This window comes from Candidatus Thiodiazotropha endoloripes, from assembly GCF_001708965.1.
In the GTDB taxonomy this organism is placed as follows: domain Bacteria; phylum Pseudomonadota; class Gammaproteobacteria; order Chromatiales; family Chromatiaceae; genus Thiodiazotropha; species Thiodiazotropha endoloripes.
In genome coordinates, this window is sequence record NZ_LVJW01000006.1 from 71,043 (window position 1) to 89,475 (window position 18,433).

16 protein-coding genes are annotated in these 18,433 nt (G+C 54.3%); 2 read left to right on the top strand and 14 right to left on the bottom strand.

Features of this window, described 5'->3' with window-relative positions:
* Positions 1-22: 22 nt before the first annotated feature.
* Positions 23-3,598, bottom strand: a complete 3,576-nt coding sequence (gene dnaE / locus A3193_RS10975; protein WP_083218734.1) for a DNA polymerase III subunit alpha — start codon at positions 3,596-3,598, stop codon at positions 23-25.
* 475 nt (positions 3,599-4,073) lie between these two features.
* Here dnaE and A3193_RS10980 point away from each other — a divergent pair, with 475 nt between their 5' ends.
* Positions 4,074-4,517, top strand: coding sequence for a hypothetical protein (locus A3193_RS10980; protein WP_069014817.1), 444 nt, complete (start codon positions 4,074-4,076; stop codon positions 4,515-4,517).
* Between the two features lies 1 nt (position 4,518).
* On the top strand, positions 4,519-5,052 hold the full coding sequence (locus A3193_RS10985) for a hypothetical protein (protein ID WP_069014819.1): 534 nt from the start codon (positions 4,519-4,521) through the stop codon (positions 5,050-5,052).
* Between the two features lie 81 nt (positions 5,053-5,133).
* Here A3193_RS10985 and A3193_RS10990 read toward each other — a convergent pair whose 3' ends face one another.
* From A3193_RS10990 to A3193_RS11050, 13 genes are all read right to left on the bottom strand, one after another.
* Entirely contained in the window at positions 5,134-5,406 is a 273-nt protein-coding gene (locus A3193_RS10990) for a glutamate synthase-related protein (protein ID WP_320410385.1), read from the bottom strand.
* Between the two features lie 6 nt (positions 5,407-5,412).
* Positions 5,413-6,003: a ribonuclease HII gene (gene rnhB, locus A3193_RS10995; protein ID WP_069006154.1), complete on the bottom strand. Its 591-nt coding sequence runs from the start codon at positions 6,001-6,003 to the stop codon at positions 5,413-5,415.
* 33 nt (positions 6,004-6,036) lie between these two features.
* On the bottom strand, positions 6,037-7,611 hold the full coding sequence (locus A3193_RS11000) for an acyl-CoA ligase (AMP-forming), exosortase A system-associated (RefSeq protein WP_069006155.1): 1,575 nt from the start codon (positions 7,609-7,611) through the stop codon (positions 6,037-6,039).
* Positions 7,612-7,756: 145 nt separating this feature from the next.
* On the bottom strand, positions 7,757-8,926 hold the full coding sequence (gene lpxB / locus A3193_RS11005) for a lipid-A-disaccharide synthase (RefSeq protein WP_069014822.1): 1,170 nt from the start codon (positions 8,924-8,926) through the stop codon (positions 7,757-7,759).
* Between the two features lie 34 nt (positions 8,927-8,960).
* Positions 8,961-9,755 (bottom strand): acyl-ACP--UDP-N-acetylglucosamine O-acyltransferase, encoded by a 795-nt coding sequence (lpxA, locus tag A3193_RS11010; RefSeq protein ID WP_414630443.1) that lies wholly within the window; start codon positions 9,753-9,755, stop codon positions 8,961-8,963.
* Positions 9,728-10,168 (bottom strand): 3-hydroxyacyl-ACP dehydratase FabZ, encoded by a 441-nt coding sequence (fabZ, locus tag A3193_RS11015; protein ID WP_069006157.1) that lies wholly within the window; start codon positions 10,166-10,168, stop codon positions 9,728-9,730. Before fabZ ends, lpxA begins: the two co-directional genes overlap by 28 nt.
* Positions 10,169-10,202: 34 nt before the next feature.
* The gene (gene lpxD / locus A3193_RS11020) at positions 10,203-11,240 is read right to left on the bottom strand and encodes a UDP-3-O-(3-hydroxymyristoyl)glucosamine N-acyltransferase (protein WP_069014823.1); all 1,038 of its coding nucleotides are present in this window, start codon (positions 11,238-11,240) and stop codon (positions 10,203-10,205) included.
* A 15-nt stretch (positions 11,241-11,255) separates the two neighbouring features.
* Positions 11,256-11,771, bottom strand: a complete 516-nt coding sequence (locus A3193_RS11025; protein WP_235614979.1) for an OmpH/Skp family outer membrane protein — start codon at positions 11,769-11,771, stop codon at positions 11,256-11,258.
* Between the two features lie 21 nt (positions 11,772-11,792).
* Positions 11,793-14,084, bottom strand: coding sequence for an outer membrane protein assembly factor BamA (gene bamA / locus A3193_RS11030; protein ID WP_069014824.1), 2,292 nt, complete (start codon positions 14,082-14,084; stop codon positions 11,793-11,795).
* Positions 14,085-14,231: 147 nt separating this feature from the next.
* Entirely contained in the window at positions 14,232-15,602 is a 1,371-nt protein-coding gene (rseP, locus tag A3193_RS11035) for a sigma E protease regulator RseP (protein ID WP_069006161.1), read from the bottom strand.
* A gap of 9 nt (positions 15,603-15,611) precedes the next feature.
* Complete coding sequence (gene ispC, locus A3193_RS11040) at positions 15,612-16,808, bottom strand: 1-deoxy-D-xylulose-5-phosphate reductoisomerase (RefSeq protein WP_069014825.1); 1,197 nt, start codon at positions 16,806-16,808, stop codon at positions 15,612-15,614.
* Positions 16,808-17,626, bottom strand: coding sequence for a phosphatidate cytidylyltransferase (locus A3193_RS11045; protein WP_069006163.1), 819 nt, complete (start codon positions 17,624-17,626; stop codon positions 16,808-16,810). The genes ispC and A3193_RS11045 overlap by 1 nt, the downstream gene beginning before the upstream one ends.
* Positions 17,627-17,636: 10 nt before the next feature.
* Positions 17,637-18,398 (bottom strand): isoprenyl transferase, encoded by a 762-nt coding sequence (locus tag A3193_RS11050; protein ID WP_069006164.1) that lies wholly within the window; start codon positions 18,396-18,398, stop codon positions 17,637-17,639.
* Between the last annotated feature and the right edge of the window lie 35 nt (positions 18,399-18,433).

An 18,433-nucleotide genomic window follows, 5' to 3' on the forward strand; every position in this document is an offset into this window, starting at 1 on the left:
CTGTCGACTGCTTTGAATCTGCTCAGCCACCGCTGGCCGGTCTTTGTCGATTGGCTGCCGGTGGCTGCTGCTTGCCAAAGGCGGCCTGACCCGCAGAGTGCCGATAACCCACACTGACCGAGCCCACCCCGAAGAGCTGCTCGAGGCGTTTCAACAGTTCATCCGTGGGATTGACCCGCCAATCCTTGCCCAATTGGATATCGCCGCTGGCCTCTGCATTCCGATAGTGAAGTCTCACTCCAGTGGTCCCGCCAAGATAGGGGGAGAGTGTCTGCTCCAGGCTTTCACAGAGCAGCCCCGGTTCCAGTTGATCGGTTCGCATGTGTATATTCAGCATCCGGGCGTAGTGTGATCTGGCCTGCTCTATGGTCAACAGATTATCGGCACGGATACTCAATCCGCCACGAAACTCGTCGTAGTTGAGCATACCTGAAACCACCAGAATCTTGTCCGCCGATATCAGATCCCGATGCTGCTCATAGTTCTCATTGAACAGGGTGCACTCGATGCGTCCGCTGCGATCATCCAGCAACAGGGTACCCATACGGCCACGCTGGGTTTGACGATGGGAAGCGGTAACCACCAGACCGCTGACAACCACCGGAACGCCCCGACGACGCTGTCCTCCGGCCGGCGCACCATCGAGACTCAGATCACCGATACGGCTACTGCAGATAGAGTCCAGCTCTCCCAGATAGCGATCGATGGGGTGGCCGGTGAGATAGAGCCCAAGAGTCTCCTTCTCACCCTGCAGACGCTGCTCCTCCTCCCACTCTTCCACATCCTTGGGAATCACCTGGGTATGACTCGCCTCCGCCGGTTGTGGCTCTCCCATGCCGAACAGATCATTCTGTCCGACCGCTTCCATGGCATGGTGTTGCTCCGCCAGTTTCAGCGCCAGGGGCAGTTGCAACATCAGGGTTGCCCGGTTGGCTCCGAGACCATCCAGGGCACCGGCGCGGATCAGTGACTCCAGCACCCGTCGGTTGACCTTGCGTAGATCGATGCGCCGGCAGAACTCAAAGATATCTTCGAATACCCCGTGACTCTCACGCTCCTGAATCACCGATTCGATGGCCGACTCACCAACCCCTTTGATCGCACCCAGACCATAAACCACGGTCTGTTCATCGATTGCGGTAAACTTGTAGTGGGAGAGATTCACCTGGGGTGCTTCGACTTTCAGTTGCATGCGCCGGCACTCTTCGATCAGCGGCACCACCTTATCGGTATTGTCCATATCCGCTGAACAGACCGCCGCCATAAAGGCAGCCGGATAGTGAGCTTTCAGCCACATGGTCTGATAAGAGACCAAGGCATAAGCCGCCGAGTGGGATTTGTTGAAACCGTATCCGGCAAACTTCTCCATCAGATCGAAGATGTAGGTGGCTGTCGCCTCCTCAACACCCCGCTCCACCGCGCCTTTGCGAAAGATCTCCCCCTGCTTGGCCATCTCCTCGGGTTTCTTTTTACCCATCGCCCGACGCAACAGATCGGCGCCACCCAGCGAATAGCCAGCCAGCACCTGGGCGATCTGCATGACCTGTTCCTGGTAGAGGATAACGCCATAGGTAGGCTTCAGGATCGGCTCCAGATCCGGATGGGGGTAGGCGACTTCTGCACGACCATGTTTTCGATTGATGAAATCATCCACCATGCCCGACTGCAGCGGCCCGGGTCGGAACAGGGCAACCAGCGCGGTTATATCGTCGAAGCAGTCGGGTTGCAGCTTCTTGATCAACTCCTTCATGCCTCGGGATTCAAGCTGGAATACCGCTGTGGTCTCAGCGCTCTTCAGCAGCTTGAAGGAGCCTTTGTCATCCATCGCAATGGCATTGATATCCAGGGGTTCAAGGTTCTGCTTGACCCGTTCCCCATTGACCGCCTTCAGCGCCCAATCGACGATGGTCAGGGTACGCAGGCCGAGAAAGTCGAATTTGACCAGCCCCACCTTCTCCACATCGTCCTTATCGAACTGGGTTACCAACCCCTCGCCATTGGCTTCGCAGTAGAGGGGGGTGAAGTCGGTGAGCAGACCTGGCGAGATCACCACGCCACCCGCATGTTTGCCTGCGTTGCGTGCACAACCCTCCAGCTTCTTCGCCATATCGATGAGCTCACCCACCTCCTCATCGGTCTGGTAGGAGTGCTTGAGATCATCACTCTCATTCAGTGCCTTATCCAGGGTCATGCCGATCTCGAAGGGGATCATCTTGGCCACCCGATCGGTAAAGCCGTAGGGATGACCAAGCACACGTCCCACATCCCGCACCACAGCCTTGGCCGCCATGGAGCCGTAAGTGATGATCTGTGAAACCGAGTCCCGTCCGTAGCGATGCGCCACATAGTCGATCACCTGGTCTCGCTTATCCATGCAGAAATCCACATCGAAGTCGGGCATCGAGACACGCTCAGGATTGAGAAAGCGCTCGAACAGCAGCTCATGCTCGATCGGATCGAGGTCGGTGATCTTGAGTGCATAGGCAACCAGGGAGCCGGCACCTGAACCACGTCCGGGGCCGACCGGAATATCGTTGTCCTTAGCCCACTGGATGAAGTCGGCAACGATCAGAAAGTAGCCAGGAAATCCCATCGAGTTGATGACATCGAGCTCCACCTGCAGACGTTCGTCGTAGATCTTGCGCTGCTCCGCAAACTCCGCCGAGCCAGTATCAAAGATATGATTCAGTCGCCAATCGAGACCTTTGCGGGACTCCGCTTCGAGAAACTCCTCGATGGTCATCCCCTCTGGAATCGGGAAATCGGGCAGAAAGTTCTTACCCAGTGTCAGCTCAATGGTGCAGCGTTTGGCAATCTCCAGGCTGTTTTGCAGCGCCTCGGGAATATCGGAAAACAGCGCCTCCATCTCTTCCGGGCTGCGCAGATACTGCTGATCACTATAGTTTTTCGGCCGTCTTGGATCGTCGATGGTACGACCTTCATGAATGCAAACCCGCACTTCATGGGCATCGAAGTCACTCTGCTGGAGAAAATGGGTGTCGTTGGTGGCCACCACCGGCACCCCGAATTCAGTTGCCAGCGCCACACTCTGATGCAGGCAGCGCTCCTCATCCGCCCGTCCGGTCCGATGCAGTTCGAGATAGTAGCGGTCACCAAACAGCTCAAGCCATCCCTTCAACAGATGTTTGGCCTGCGAGGAATTCTCCGCCAGCAGTGCCCGACCCACATCACCGTGACGACCGGCGGAGAGAGCGATCAGGCCCTCAGTATTGCCCATCAGCCACTCCCGCTCCATCAGTGGCCGCCCCAGGTGCTGGCCTTCCCGGTAGCTGCGGGATACCAGTCGGGTCAGATTCTGGTATCCCACCTGATTCTGTACCAGCAGCACCAGTCGGTAGGGGGTGTTCACATCATCCGGATTGCGAATCCAGGCATCCACTCCGGCGATCGGTTTGACACCGGCCGCCAGGGCCGCCTGGTAGAAACGCACCAGGGCAAACAGATTGGATTGATCGGTCAGGGCGACAGCCGGCATCCCCTGCTCCGCTACCTGCTTGACCAGCGGTTTGACCCTTACAAGGCCGTCAACCAGCGAGTATTCGGAATGCACACGAAGATGTACAAAGCTCGCTGCCATCGTTTACCAAGAGCCCTTTGACGTTGCATTTTGAACAGTGAATAGCACTTGCGGAACCGAGTCACTCATAAGAAATCTGGATTATTGTTGAGTCCAACCGACCTGGCTATTCTAACCTGAAATGAACTCAAAAGATGAGCCCGCAATTGCCTTTTGCCGACCTCTTCAAACGTAGCATTGGCTAACTATTTGCCCGGGAGAAGCATCCGAAATAGACTCGGAATAGTAGTTATTCCTTCTATATTTCAACAGCATAAACCCAGCATCCCAAATCAGAGTCACCCCCCCTGATCAGCGACCAGTTACCAGTTCCAATACAGGCCAAAGGTCAATTTGATGCTATAAAATACCATCGATGCGATTGATATGGGATTTATCACTATTTGACTGATCGACATCAACTTCCCTCTCTGGAAATGTCCCTTGTTAGACGTTAATCTCCACACTTCGCTTCTCAGGCAGATAGGGAATTCACATGAAATACAGCCTAACAATCACACTCATTGCCGCTTTTACACTACTCACCGGATGCGCTGTAGTCAGCAATAATACAAAGCTTGTCCCGAACCGGGACCAGACTGCCATCCAGAACTTCTATGTCATCCACCAATCCCAGGATAAGCGTAATATCGACGCCGAAATCAGTGAGCTGTTGCGAGAGAAAGGCTTTCAGGCCACTCACGGTCCAGCCGCAAAAATAGCCTCCGATACCGATATTCTGGTTACCTATGAAGATCGCTGGTTTTGGGATATGTCCAACTACCTGATTCAACTCAATGTTGAATTTCGTGACGCGAAAAGTCGTTACCCCATAGTAGCCGGAGAGACGATTCGTACCTCTCTTGCCCGCAAGTCCACCAAGGAGATGGCTTCGGAAACCATCGACGCCATGTTTTTGAAAATTGAAAAGGGTGAATAAAATGAAAGGATTCAATCAATCAGGAGTTCTGCTACTGGTAGCGATCTTTCTCCTCATTACAGGATGCGCGCAGACCAAACAGTTGACATCAGAGGGGATTACTCCGGAAGGTACTACCGTTGGCAGACATTTCAACGACACCCTCTCGGTTTCAGTTTCCGGAGGCAGGGAAAAGGACCCTCTCGGCATAAACGAAGTGCCCAATGAGACACTGCAGAATGCTGTCAAGGATACCATCGTGGAAACCAAACTTTTCAAGCAGGTGGTTGATAAGAATCCGGACTACAAACTGGAACTTTTCATTGTCAAAGTCGGGCAACCCGTTGCCGGTAAAGATATGACTGTCAATGTTGAGATAGCCTGGGCATTGAAAATGGGCAGCTCTGAAAAAGTAGTCTGGAAGCGATCGATTGTCACTTCCGCAGTTAAGACCCGAGAGGATGAAAGCATTGCGGCAAACCGAATCATGCTGGCGACCGAAGCGGCGACAAAACTGAATATCGAACAGGGCGTTGAAGCGCTATCCAATATTTAACCAGCGAAAGCAGACCTCCGGCAGTTGATTAAACAGGATTGTCGACTGCCGGAGGTTTCAGCATTCCCAGGCATGAGGGGCTCAGCCCGAATAGACACCGGCATAGGCGATCCCGGTGAGATGAGCCATCTCCCGATCGAAGGTGGTCAGATCATCCAGGGAGAATCCGTTCAGGTGATCATGACCACAGGCCCGTGCCATCACCTGCATCAATTCAGTTGATGCGCGGAAGAAGTTGTTCAACTGCCCGGCCCCCTTCTCGATCTTCAGACCCTGTCTCAATTCCGTTTTCTGGGTGGCGATACCCACCGTGCAGTTACTGGTGTAGCAGGCGCACATACCCAGGCAAGCGATATTGCCTCAATCCAACAAACGCTTTACCGGCCCGAAAGATCGGCGATGGATGGGAGAAACGCCCAGATCCTCCAATCCCTGTAGGTGTTGCTTGGTGGGGTAACCCTTATGCCTGGCCAATCCATAACCGGGATACTTCAGATCCAGTTCAACCATCTCTCTGTCCCTGGCGACCTTGGCAATGATCGAAGCCGCACTGATCACCTCAACACGACTGTCACCACCGATCACCGCTTCGGCACTGCAACTCAATTGTGGCAGATGCTTGCCATCCACCATGGCATGACCGGGGGCTTCCGCCAACCCCTCAACCGCCCGCTTCATCGCCAACAGACTGGCTTGCAGAATGTTGATACGATCGATCTCTTCCACCTCTGCACGTCCAAGAGACCAGCTGTAAGCCCTTTCACGGATGATCAGATCGAGGCTCTCACGCCGCTTTTCACTCAGCTTCTTTGAATCGGCAAGCCCTTCGATCGGTTGTTCAGGGTGGAGTATGACGGCAGCCGCCACAACCGGCCCGGCGAGCGGACCCCGGCCGACTTCATCAACCCCAGCGATAAGCTGAGCAATAGGCAGTTTCTGTTTCGATTTCATATGCGCGGACTGTTTCAAATTGGATTCTGCGGGTTACTGATCGGCAATATCATCCATTAACTGCTGCGCCATCAACTTCCTGTCCAGTTTGCCGTGAGGATTGGTTGGCATTGAGTTACGAATGATAATCCGGCTGGGAATCATATAGCTGGTCAACTGTTTTTTACAGAGATTGATCAACAGCTCTTCGGTAACCCCTTGATCCACCTTGGGTGCAACGATCAGCACAATGGATTGACCCAGCACTGGATGGGGTATCCCCAGGGCCACCACTTCGTTCAACAATCCCGTAGCCTGAAAAATTGATTCAATCTCATGTGGACTGACCCGATAACCAGAGGTTTTGATCTGATCATCGGCTCGCCCGATGAAGTAGAGATAACCATCACCATCCCGCTTCACAATATCACCGGACCATACAGCAATCGATTGATCCGGGCTGTCGGGAATCGGACGAAACCGCTGCCGGGTGGCCTGATCATCTTTCCAGTAACCCTGGGCCACCAATGGGCCCAGATGAACCAGCTCACCAGGTTCATCGATTTCACAGGGCTTACCGTCAGCTCGCAATACCCTTACTTCGGCGTTGGGTATCGCCTGCCCCATGGAGGTTGGGCGACGATCGAGCTGATCCGGCGACAGATAGGTTGAGCGAAAGGCTTCGGTCAAACCGTACATCAGATAGATATCGGTATCCGGCAGATTACGCCGTAACTGCCCTGTAGTCTCCACCGGCACCACGCCACCTGAGCTGGTGATATACCTGAGATGGTCTGCAACTTCTGCTGGCCACTTCAGCTCAACCAGCGCATTCCAGAGCGGTGGTACTGCGGCAAGGCCGGTAATACGCTCTTTGACCAGGGTATTGATCACCTCCATCGGCAACAGATAGTTGATCAATACCGCCGTAGCGCCCACCAGAAACGCGGTTGTCAGCTGACTCATCCCATAGTCGAAACTGAGTGGCAGGACGACCAGAATCCGGTCAGAGGGGCGGTTATCCAGATACTCGGCCACACTCTTCGCGCCGACCACCATGTTACGGTGACTCAGCATCACCCCTTTGGGGCTGCCGGTACTGCCGGACGTATAGAGCAAAGCGGCGAGATCGGTGTCACTGATTTGCGGCAGACCTTGCGGCTGATCCAGATGCATGAAGCCATCCCATGAGAAGAGATGCTGCACACCTGCCGTGGCTTCACTGATATCGCAATCATCGATCACCACCAGATTGTTCAGATCCACGGCTTCATCGAGATCATCCACCAACGCACGATATTTACCGCAGGTTGTGATCAGCAGTTTGGCATCGCAATCTTTCAGGATATGCAACACCTGGTGGGGTTTGAGCACCGGATTGATCGGCACGAACACCGCTGCAGCGGCCAGAGTACCAAAGATGGCAATCACATTTTCCAGGCATTTCGGCAGATAGATCGCTACACGATCCGAGGGCTCGATGCCGATTGTCTGCAGTGAACCTGCAAACAGCCGAAGCTGACTCTCCAGTTGTATATAATTGAGCAGCGAGGACTTATACTGCAGCGCTGGCTGTTCCGGCCTGTCGATGGCAGACTCAAATATCAGCTCGTGTAGTAGTGCAGCCATTGCCTGAAATGTGCCTCCTTATATCCGCTTACTGACGCATCCTATCGAAAACCGATAAGGGCCTGTCTATCGGTTTTGGAACCATCTCCAAAGCCTCCGTTAATCCGGCAATGAATTCAATTTCAGCCGGATAGTGCCCGCCTCTTCATGCTTTCGGGCCAATCAATTCGAGAACCAGATCCGCTGCCCTGTCAGCCGCATTCTGCCGTAGGTGCAGGTGGATCTGCTGATAACGCTTGGCAATTTCCTCACGCTGCTGCGAATCATCCAACAGATCGATGATCGCCTGCCCCATCAGTTCCGCCTGGCAGGCCTCTTGCAGAAACTCCGGCGCCAGCATCTTCTCAGAAAGCAGATTGGCTATCGCCACATAGGGCGTCTTCAGCAGCTTGAACCGACGGATCAACCAGGCTGTAAGCGGTGACAATCTGTAGGCAACGACCATCGGCTTCTTCAGTAACAGTGTCTCAAGCGTAGCGGTACCGGAAGCGGTCAAAACCAGATCTGCGGCGCCGATCGCCAGCCTGGATTCACCGTCAAGCAGTTTCACATCCACACTCGGCGTTTGCTTTGCCAAGGCAGCCTGAAACGCCTGCTTGATTGTCTCGTTCACCATCGGTGCGACAAACTGCAGTTCAGGTTTTTGCCGCTTCAACCAGCAAGCCGTTTCTGCAAAAGGTTCAGCCAACCGACTCACTTCACTCATCCGACTGCCAGGAAGCAGTGCAACCACCGGCTGCTCGGGCACCAATCCCAGTTCACTTCTGAGCTCAACTGGATCCGCCGGCTGCAGAGGTATCTGATCAGCAAGCGGATGACCAACATAGGCAGCAGGCACCTGATGCTGCTGCAGAAAATCAACCTCAAAATCGAAGATACACAACATTAAGTCGACCGCTTGACGCAATTTTTTAACCCGCCCCTGTCGCCAGGCCCAAACAGTGGGGCTCACCCAGTGGGCGGTTTTGATGCCCGACTGCTTGAGTCGGGTCTCCAGCGCGAGATTGAAATCCGGTGCATCCACACCAACTACCAGGTCCGGGGGGTCATTGAGAAAGTGTCTGATCAGTTGTCGACGGGTTTTCAGTAATCCGGGCAGATGACCGATCACCTCGAACAGCCCCATCACCGGATCCATGCTGGCCAGGGAACGGCAACCGGCCGCCTCCATCAGTGGGCCGGTCATACCTTCAAAAACCATCTCTGGCGACCGCTCCCGTAAGGCTTGGATCAAGGCTGCTGCCAGCTGATCACCAGAGACCTCATTCGCGATGATGCCGACACGTATTGCTTTTGGCTGGTTTGTGGATTGCATCAGAGGGTGCTCTGAAGGCAGAGTCGAGCGAAGTTTATCGCAGAATGCCTCTGCCGCTATGGGAGAGGAAATCAACGAGAATCTTCAGTTCAGGAGTCTCCGTGGCCAGGCTTTCGATCTCCTCACGTGCTGCATCCAGACGCTGTCCTGAATGATAGATAATTTTGTAAGCCCGCTTGATCTGCTGGATGACATCCTTACTGAAACCTCTTCGGCTCAACCCCTCACGATTGATACCATGGGGCTTGGTCGGCTGGCCAGCTGCCATCATGTAGGGAGGAAGATCCATATTGATCGCAGAGCCCATTCCGGAAAAGCTGTGGGCGCCGATACGACAGAATTGATGTACCTTGGTAAAGCCTCCCAGAATGGCATGATCGTCAATAATCACATGGCCTCCCAGTGAAGCCGCATTGGCCATGATTACATGATCACCCAAGACACAGTCGTGGGCTACATGGATATAGGCCATCATCAGATTATCGTTGCCGATGCGGGTGACGCCTTGATCCTGAACCGTGCCTCGATGCAGGGTGGCAAACTCCCGAATCACATTCCGATCGCCGATCTCCAGTGAAGTCGGTTCTCCCGCATATTTCTTATCCTGGGGATCTTCACCGACTGAGGCAAACTGGTAGATGCGGTTGTCCCTGCCGATGCGGGCCGGCCCATTGACAACCACATGGGGACCAATCACCGTACCGGCGCCGATACTCACATCAGCACCAATGATCGAGAAGGGTCCGACGGTGACCCCCTCATCCAGTTCCGCCTGTGGATCTATAACTGCGCGTGAGTCGATCAGTTGCCTATCTCCCTGGCAGTACACATGATCTCTGCAGTGGCCACAGTGCGGCCATCCACAGTCGCTGAACAGGTAAAGAAACCGATGCCCCGCTTGAGTTTGTTCTGCTGCACATCGATGATCAGTTGATCACCAGGCTCTACCTGCTGCTTGAAGCGTGCTTTATCGATACCGACAAACAGATAGATGGTGGTCTCATTCACCGTTTCCGGATTGGACTCCATCGCCAACAGGCCTGTCGCCTGGGCCATCGCCTCAACGATCAGCACACCGGGCATCACCGGTTGAATCGGAAAATGTCCATTGAAAAAGGGTTCGTTGTAGGTGACATTCTTCAACGCCTGCAAACGGGTATTTTTCTCATACTCGGTGACCCGATCGATCAGCAGAAAGGGGTAACGGTGCGGCAGCAGGCTCAGCACCTTATTGATGTCCATCGCTATCAAACTACCCTCCCATGACTCAAACTTTTCATTTGAATGACTCTCCAGTGAGAGATTTCACCTTTTTTTTCAACAATTTCAGATCTTTAGCCATATCATCAAGGCGTCTGAGCCTGGCGATCAACTTTCGCCAAGCACTATTCTCCATCGCGGGAAGATTACCGCTGTAATAGCCTGCCTTGGGAAATGAACGAGAAACCAGGGCCGCACCTGAAATGTGTACATTATCACCGATCGTGATATGCCCTACCAGACCGGTTTGACCGCCGATAGTACAGTTCCGGCCGATCTTCGTCGAGCCGGCAACGCCGGCACATCCCGCCATTGCGGTGTGCTCGCCCACCTCCACGTTGTGTGCGATCTGTATCAGATTATCGAGCTTAACACCGTCATGCAGGATCGTATCCTCAAGAGCACCTCGGTCAACCGTGGTATTGGCGCCAATCTCCACATCATCCCCGAGCCAGACCCTTCCCAGCTGAGGAACTTTGACCCATCGTCCCTGATCATTGGCCAGACCGAAACCGTCGGCACCCAAGACGCTGCCCGGATGCAGCAGACAGCGGGCGCCAACTCGAGTCCGATGGCACAGGGTTACCCGCGCCACCAACCTTGTCTGCTCGCCGATCTCACACTCCGATTCAATCACTGAGCCTGGGCCGACAACCACGTCGGCACCAATCCTGACTCGCTCACCGATAACGCTGCAGGGGCCTATCGAGGCGCTTTTGTCGATTTCAGCCGATGCGGCAATCACCGCAGAATCGGCAATTCCCGGGGCGGCTTCTGCAACAGGAAAAAGCAGGCTGGCAGCTCGCGCATAGGTCAGATAGGGATTATCGGTGACCAGTGCGGCCACGCTGCAGTCGCTTGCGGCCTCCTCCGACAGAATCACGGCTGAAGCACCGGTCTCCGCAAGGTAGCGTCGATACGCACTGTTACTGAGAAAACTCAGCTGCCCTTCTGTGGCACGCTGCAGCGTACCAACCCCTTGAATGGCGATCCCCGGGTCTCCGCGCAGCTCAGCACCTACCGCCTCAGCTAGTTCTCCGAGTCGAATGGACAAGTGTGCAAATCCGGATTATTCAGCTTTTCGTTCACGCAGTTTATCCAACACCTTGTCAGAAATGTCGATCTTTTTACTGAAATAGACCACCCCATCCGAGACGATCAGATCGATTTTTTCACTCTTACCCACCTCCTGAATGACCTCACGAACCTGCTGGCGCAGTTTCTTGAACTCCTCGTTCTGACGCAGGTTCAGATCCTCACGAAACTCTGTCTGGGCATTTTTCAGTTTGCGACTGCGACTGAGGATATCCCGCTCAAGACGCTTCACCTCGGACTCACTCATCACCGAACCATCCCGCTGAAGTTTCTCCTCAAGCTGCTTGAGCTGCTTCTGTGAGGCCAGCAGGTCTTTCTCCCGTCGGGAAAACTCTGTCTGCAGGCGTTCCCGCGCGGTTTTGTATTGCGGTGATTCTTCAAATACCTTGGTGGCATTGACAAAAGCAATGCGATACTCCTCAGCGTAGGCACTACCGGCAGCAAAACATGCCATGGTCAAAGTGATTAGTAAAAAACGTATTGAGTTCACCCATCGACTCCCTAATTAGTTTTAGAATCCGCTACCAATTCGGAATTGAAGCGATTTAGTCTTGTCACCCTCTTCCTCCTTCAGCGGATAACCCAAACTGAACGAGAGTGCACCTACCGGAGAAAACCAGGATAACATCAGACCCGTAGAAGCCCTAAATCCATCCCACTTGATCTCCTCGTCATTTGCCAGATCGAAAACATTGCCCACATCAGCAAACAATCCGGCACGTACCGTATCTTTGAAGTCGTCACCAAAGATCGGGAACAGTAACTCGATCTGCCCCACGATTCTAGCATTTGCACCCAACGCATCGTCTTCTGAATCCTTCGGACCCAGGGTATTCTCTTCGAAACCTCTGACTGAGCCAATGCCACCGGCGTAGAAATTCCGATAGAACGGCAACTCCTCGTTGTTTCCATAACCGTCACCATAACCCAACTCACCATTCAGTTTTAAGGTCAGATTGTTGGTTAATGGGAAATACTGGGCATTCCGATAGCTGATGCGGTAATACTGAAGATCACTGCCCGGTGTGTTCAATTCCGTGGTGAAGACCTGGCGACCGCCTTTATTCGGAAAGATCGCCCGATCACGGCTATCCCGGATCCAACTGCCCACCAGCTCAAAATCGGAAAACTTCTTGCCATATTTCTCTTCGAACTCTTTGATTTCATCCGAGGCCGAGTCGGCGATGAAAAATTTCGTATTTTCATAGGCCAAACTGAATCTCAGGCGGTCGTACTCGGATACCGGCACACCGAAATTGACCCCCAGACGCCCCACATCGGTAGAGTAGCTGGAGATATTCAACTCTGAAAAGTCGGTCTCCCGATAACTCAGCTCATAACCCTGACTGATCCCATCGATTGTATAGTAGGGGTCGGTATAGAGAATCGAGATCTTCTTGGTGGCATCACTGGTATCAAAACCCGCACTGACCCGGTTACCGGTACCGAGAAAATTGTTCTGGCTGATACTGGCATTGAACAGCACACCCTGAGTCTCCGAGTAGCCGACGCCGGCACTCAGGCTGCCCGAAGCGGCTTCTGTTACGCTCAGATTGACATCCACCAGATCCGTGGTACCGGGTACCGCCGGGGTCTCCATATTGACATCATTGAAGAAGCCAAGCCGTTGCAGACGCTCGCGGGAGAGTCGGGTCTTCTCACCGGAGAACCAGGCGGATTCCATCTGCCGCATCTCACGGCGCAGTACCTCATCGCGAGTCGTGGAGTTCCCGGAGATATTGATATAACGGACGTAAACCCGTTTACCCGGGTCCACGAAATAGGTAATCGCCACCTTGCGGTTCTCTCTGTCGATATCCGGTATGCTGTTGACGTTGGCGAAGGCATAACCCGCATCGGAGTACTTTTTATTCAGCCGCTCTGCACTCGCGGTGACCCGCTTACGTGAAAACACTCCGCCTCGGCGCAGGTGGATCAACGGAAACAGCTCCTCTTCCGGCAGCTCAAGATCACCGGCCAGTTTAATATCGCTGAGGGTGAACACATCCCCCTCATCGAGTGCAATGGTGATGTAGATATCTTTCTTGTCCGGGGTAATCGAAACCTGAGTCGATTCGATTTTGAAATCGATATAGCCCCGGTCCAGGTAGAACGAGCGCAGGGTCTCAAGGTCACCGGCGAGGGCCTGTTTGGAGTATTTGTCCCGGCTCGAGAAGATCGCGTACCAGGCAGGCACACCCAGCTCGAATTCATCCAGCAGAGCATCATCGTCATAGGCTGAGTTGCCGATAATGTTGATGTTTTTAATCCGTGCTGTCAGTCCCTCTGAGATCTCGATATCGATCCCCACCCGGTTACGCTCAAGCGGGGTCACCTTGGATTCGATCTTGACGCCATATTTACCACGGGCGAAATATTGCCGGTTCAGCTCCTGTTCGACCTGCTCCAGCAGAGCGCGCTTGAAGACCCGCCCCTCGGCCAGTCCAACATCCTTGAGTCCGGCCATCAACCGATCCGTATCGAGATCCTTGTTACCGGTAATGTTGATCTCAGCAATTGCCGGCCGCTCATGCACGAAGACGATCAGCACATCCCCTTCACGCTCCAGTCGAATTTCCTGGAAAAAACCGGTTTTGTGGAGGGCCCGAATGATCTTCGCGGTGTTCCCCTTATTCACCTCATCACCGGTTTTCACCGGTAGATAGTTGAAGACCGTACCCGCTGAGATGCGCTGAAGTCCCTCGACACGGATGTCCTGGACGACAAAGGCGGCAGCCAGTTGCGGAAACAGGACACCGGCAGACAGCAGTAGAGTGATAAAAATCCGCAAGAAAAATGGCATTATGCTTTGAAACAACAGAGTTTATTCATTATTCAGCTGCCTGTTGGCAGAAATCTCCGACAAGTCAGCAATGTCACGAAGGGCGTAAGTATAAGTTATCTTACAGCTTCAGGATACAGAGCTATCCCCTTGAACTGATAAGAATGGCTACCCCAGAAAACGGTTCAGGTCGACATAAAAAGCGAGACTCATGACACCGAGCAGAATCAACAGGCCGATTTTCTGCCCCTGCTCCATAAACCGGTCCGATAGCGGCTTACCCTTAATCGCCTCGATCAGGAAATAAAAGAGATGACCGCCGTCCAACACTGGGATGGGCAACAGGTTCAAAACCCCCAGACTGATGCTCACGACAGCGAGAAACTTAATAAAATAGACCAGGCCAAAACTTGCTGATTTACCAGCAGAATCAGCAATCGATATGGGGCCGCTGAGGTTTTTGACCGACACCTCGCCGATGATCATTTTGCCGAGCATTCTCAGCATCAGTACCGACAGATCCCAGCTCTTGTTGATCGCCTGCCCGACCGACTCCAGCGGTCCGTAGCGTACAATCGCCCGATAGTCGTCCCACAGGTCACTCGGTATCTGTTCAACCCCGGCACCGATCCGTCCATAGGGTTCACCCTGATCGGGTATTACCGTTTTCGGCGTGACCTCGATGATCAGCGACTCTCTCTCCCGACTGACCTCGATCAACATCGTCTGATCTGGTCGCTCCCGGACATAGTTGACCCACTCGGCCCAATCGGTAACCGGTTGATCATCAACCCGAATTATCCTGTCTCCCGCCTTCATACCAGCCTTGTCGGCCGCTTCACCAGGCACAATCTCACCAATCACCGGGGGTATCTCCGGTCGGTCGGGGGTCAATCCCAGATTGGTCAGCAGCTGCCCCTCTTCCGCCATCGTCGCAAGATCCTGGCTCGGCAGCAGAACCTGACGTTCACCCTGCTGCGGATTGGTCACACCAATCTGCAGGGTATCCTTATCCAATGCCTGGGAGAGCATCGCATAGACCACATTCTCCCAGGTGGGAGTGGCTTTACCGGAAACCGAGGTAATCCGGTCACCAACCACAAAGCCGCTCTGCTGCGCCAGGGAGCCCTCCTCCACCTTGCCGACCAGCGGTTTGAGGCCGCTATCACCGGTCACGAAAATCAGCCAGAAGGCAAAGATCGCAAACAGAAAATTAAACAGGGGACCGGCGACCACAATCGCACTGCGCACCGGCAGGGACTGGCGGTTGAACGCCTGATTCTGCATTGCCTCGGGAACTGGTGCCTCCCGCTCATCGAGCATTTTCACATAGCCGCCGAGTGGGATGGCCGCAACAACATACTCAGTACCATCAACCTGACTGGTCTTTTTCCACAACGGCTTGCCGAAGCCGATCGAGAAACGCAACACCTTGACGCCCAGTTTACGCGCCACCCAGAAGTGGCCGAATTCATGCACGGCAATCAGGATTGCCAGTGCAACAAGAAACGAGATGATGGTGAAGAGTAGTGAATTCATTATGTCTAATCAGCTGATACCGCAGCTTGAGACCCTTTTCTGCACGACTTGTTCCGCCATGGTTCGCGCCTTACGGTCCGCTTCCAACAGGCTCTCCAGGTCTTTGACCTGATCCACCGGCTGCCGTTGCATCGTCTCCTCGACCACTTCAGCAATACCGGTAAAACCGAGACGCTGATTGAGAAACGCATCCACCGCCACCTCATTGGCCGCATTCAGCACCGCGCTGGCGGTACCGCCGCTCTGGATTGCCTGATAGGCCAGGCCCAGGCAAGGAAACCGCTGGGGATCCGGTGGCTCAAAATCGAGACGGCCGATCTGAAAAAGATCCAGACTTTCAACCCCGGACTGAATCCGGTTCGGCCAGGCCAGCGCATGGGCAATCGGTGTCCGCATGTCCGGCTGTCCCAGCTGGGCGAGCACCGAACCATCCTCATACTCAACCATGGAGTGGATGACACTCTGGGGATGCAACACGACCTCAATCTTATCCGCCCCGGCCTGAAACAGCCAGTGCGCCTCGATCACCTCCAGCCCTTTGTTCATCATGGTTGCCGAGTCGACTGAGATCTTCCTGCCCATCTCCCAGTTTGGATGGGCACAAGCCTGATCGGGGGTGACGTCATGCAGCGTTTCCACCGGGGTTTCACGAAAGGGTCCACCGGATGCAGTCAGCAGAATACGCTTCACTCCGGACTGCATCAGATTGCCCTGATAATCCTCCGGCATGCACTGGAATACGGCATTGTGTTCACTGTCGATGGGAAGCACCAGTGCATTGTGCGCCTTCACCTCCTGCATGAACAGGTCTCCGGCCACCACCAACGCCTCTTTATTCGCCAGCAGCAGACGCTTGCCGGCCCGCACAGCCGCAAGCGCCGGTAACAAACCGGCCGCACCGACGATTGCCGCCATCACATAGTGAGCCTGCGGCATGGCTGCCGCAATCTCCAGGCCGCGCAGCCCGGAGAGCACTTCAATCGCCAGTCCGCGCTGATTCAACCCTTTCGCCAACTGGTCGGCACAGTGTGGATCGCCCATCACCGCAATCTTCGGCTGAAACCTTTCACACTGGTTCAGCAGCCCCTCCACATCCCGATTGGCGGTCAAGGCGACGACCTGGTACTGATCCGGATGTCTGGACACCACATCCAGGGTGCTGATGCCGATCGAGCCAGTCGATCCCAGAATCGTCAAACCTTTCATCACGCTTCCCCCAACAGGGTCAGGCCGAAGAGAAATACTGGAGCCGCGGCCGTCAGACTATCGATACGATCCAACATACCACCATGTCCGGGTAGCAGGGTACCACTGTCCTTCATCCCCCTCTGACGCTTCAACAGACTCTCGAACAGATCACCGACCACCGAGGAGAGCATGGTAACCAGACAGAGAATCAAGATCAGTATCGATTTCAGAACAGAGCTCTCCAGCCACCAGATTAGAACGAATCCGCACAGCAGCGCACTGGCCATGGCACCATACACACCCTCCCTTGTCTTGCCCGGGCTCACCTCAGGTGCCAGCTTATGACTCCCCCAGCGATGCCCGGCAAAATAGGCTCCCACATCCGCACTCCAGATCAGCATCAGTACAAACAGCATCAAACCGGGACCGAAACCGGGTATCTGATGCAGGGTGATCAGCGCAAGCCAGGGGGGAAGCAGCACAATGATTCCCTCCAGCCCTTTCAACAGCGAGTTTTCAGATGGGATCTGATCCGACCGATAACGCATAATCCGCACCAGCACAAAACACCACCATACAACCGCGAGGCCGGTAATGACAGAAATCCACGATGGGGGCAACCAAAGGTAGCTGCAACATAGCAGTAGCAGCATCAGCAGCGTATAGAGCAGTTGTTGGGGCAGATCGGTAAAACCACTCAGTCTGGCCCATTCCCGACTCCCCACCAAGACCACGACGGCGAGCAGCAGGGCGACATAACCGGTTGGCAGCAGCAGCACTGAGGAGATGACCAGTGGGGCCAGAATCAGGGCTGTGATCACACGCTGCTTCAGCATATCGGACGGCTCAGGAGGCTTCAGCAGTCTGTCCCTGAACCTGCTCTCCGGTACGACCGAAACGACGTTGTCGGCCTGAAAAATCCTGAATTGCCGCTTCCAGGGCCTGGTCATCGAAGTCGGGCCAGAGCAGATCAGTGAAGTAGAGTTCGGTATAGGCACACTGCCACAACAGGAAATTGCTGATCCGTTTTTCACCGCCGGTGCGAATGAACAGATCGGGTTCCGGAACCCCGGAAAATGAGAGCTGCTGTGCCAGCGCCTGCTCATCGATCTGTTCAGCGGAGAGTTCTCCCGATGCGACCGATTGGGCCAGGGATCTTGCAGCCTGAGTGATATCCCAGCGACCTCCGTAGTTGGCGGCCACCTGTAACAGCAGGCCTTGGTTGGATGCGGTCTGCTGCTCCGCATCGGCGATCTGCTGCTGCAGCTTTTTGGAGAATGCACTGCGATCGCCAATCACTTTAAGTTTGACCTGATTGCGATCGAGACGTTTGACCTCTTTCCTCAAGGAGCGGATGAAAAGGTCCATGATCAGATTGACCTCTTTGGCGGGCCGACGCCAGTTCTCGCTGCTGAAGGCAAACAGGGTCAGAACCGGTATCTGACGCACCACACAGGCTTCAACCACCCGCCGTACAGCATCGACACCCGCCGGATGACCGGCGTAACGCGGCAGGCCACGCTTTTTCGCCCATCGGCCATTGCCATCCATGATAATCGCCAAATGCCGAGGCAGTTCTGCGACGACAGTATCGGAGTCCTTTGTCATGCCGCTTGTCATAGAGATTTCATTAGGCTCTTCAG

Excerpts from the sequence above, each read along its gene's own strand:
- A3193_RS10980 (WP_069014817.1), top strand. The coding sequence starts at position 4,074 with ATGAAATACAGCCTAACAATCACACTCATTGCCGCTTTTACACTACTC.
- A3193_RS11050 (WP_069006164.1), bottom strand. The coding sequence starts at position 18,398 with ATGACAAAGGACTCCGATACTGTCGTCGCAGAACTGCCTCGGCATTTG.
- A3193_RS10985 (WP_069014819.1), top strand. The coding sequence starts at position 4,519 with ATGAAAGGATTCAATCAATCAGGAGTTCTGCTACTGGTAGCGATCTTT.
- rnhB (WP_069006154.1), bottom strand. The coding sequence starts at position 6,003 with ATGAAATCGAAACAGAAACTGCCTATTGCTCAGCTTATCGCTGGGGTT.
- lpxB (WP_069014822.1), bottom strand. The coding sequence starts at position 8,926 with ATGCAATCCACAAACCAGCCAAAAGCAATACGTGTCGGCATCATCGCG.
- A3193_RS11000 (WP_069006155.1), bottom strand. The coding sequence starts at position 7,611 with ATGGCTGCACTACTACACGAGCTGATATTTGAGTCTGCCATCGACAGG.
- bamA (WP_069014824.1), bottom strand. The coding sequence starts at position 14,084 with ATGCCATTTTTCTTGCGGATTTTTATCACTCTACTGCTGTCTGCCGGT.
- rseP (WP_069006161.1), bottom strand. The coding sequence starts at position 15,602 with ATGAATTCACTACTCTTCACCATCATCTCGTTTCTTGTTGCACTGGCA.
- A3193_RS11045 (WP_069006163.1), bottom strand. The coding sequence starts at position 17,626 with ATGCTGAAGCAGCGTGTGATCACAGCCCTGATTCTGGCCCCACTGGTC.
- dnaE (WP_083218734.1), bottom strand. The coding sequence starts at position 3,598 with ATGGCAGCGAGCTTTGTACATCTTCGTGTGCATTCCGAATACTCGCTG.
- fabZ (WP_069006157.1), bottom strand. The coding sequence starts at position 10,168 with ATGGACATCAATAAGGTGCTGAGCCTGCTGCCGCACCGTTACCCCTTT.
- ispC (WP_069014825.1), bottom strand. The coding sequence starts at position 16,808 with ATGAAAGGTTTGACGATTCTGGGATCGACTGGCTCGATCGGCATCAGC.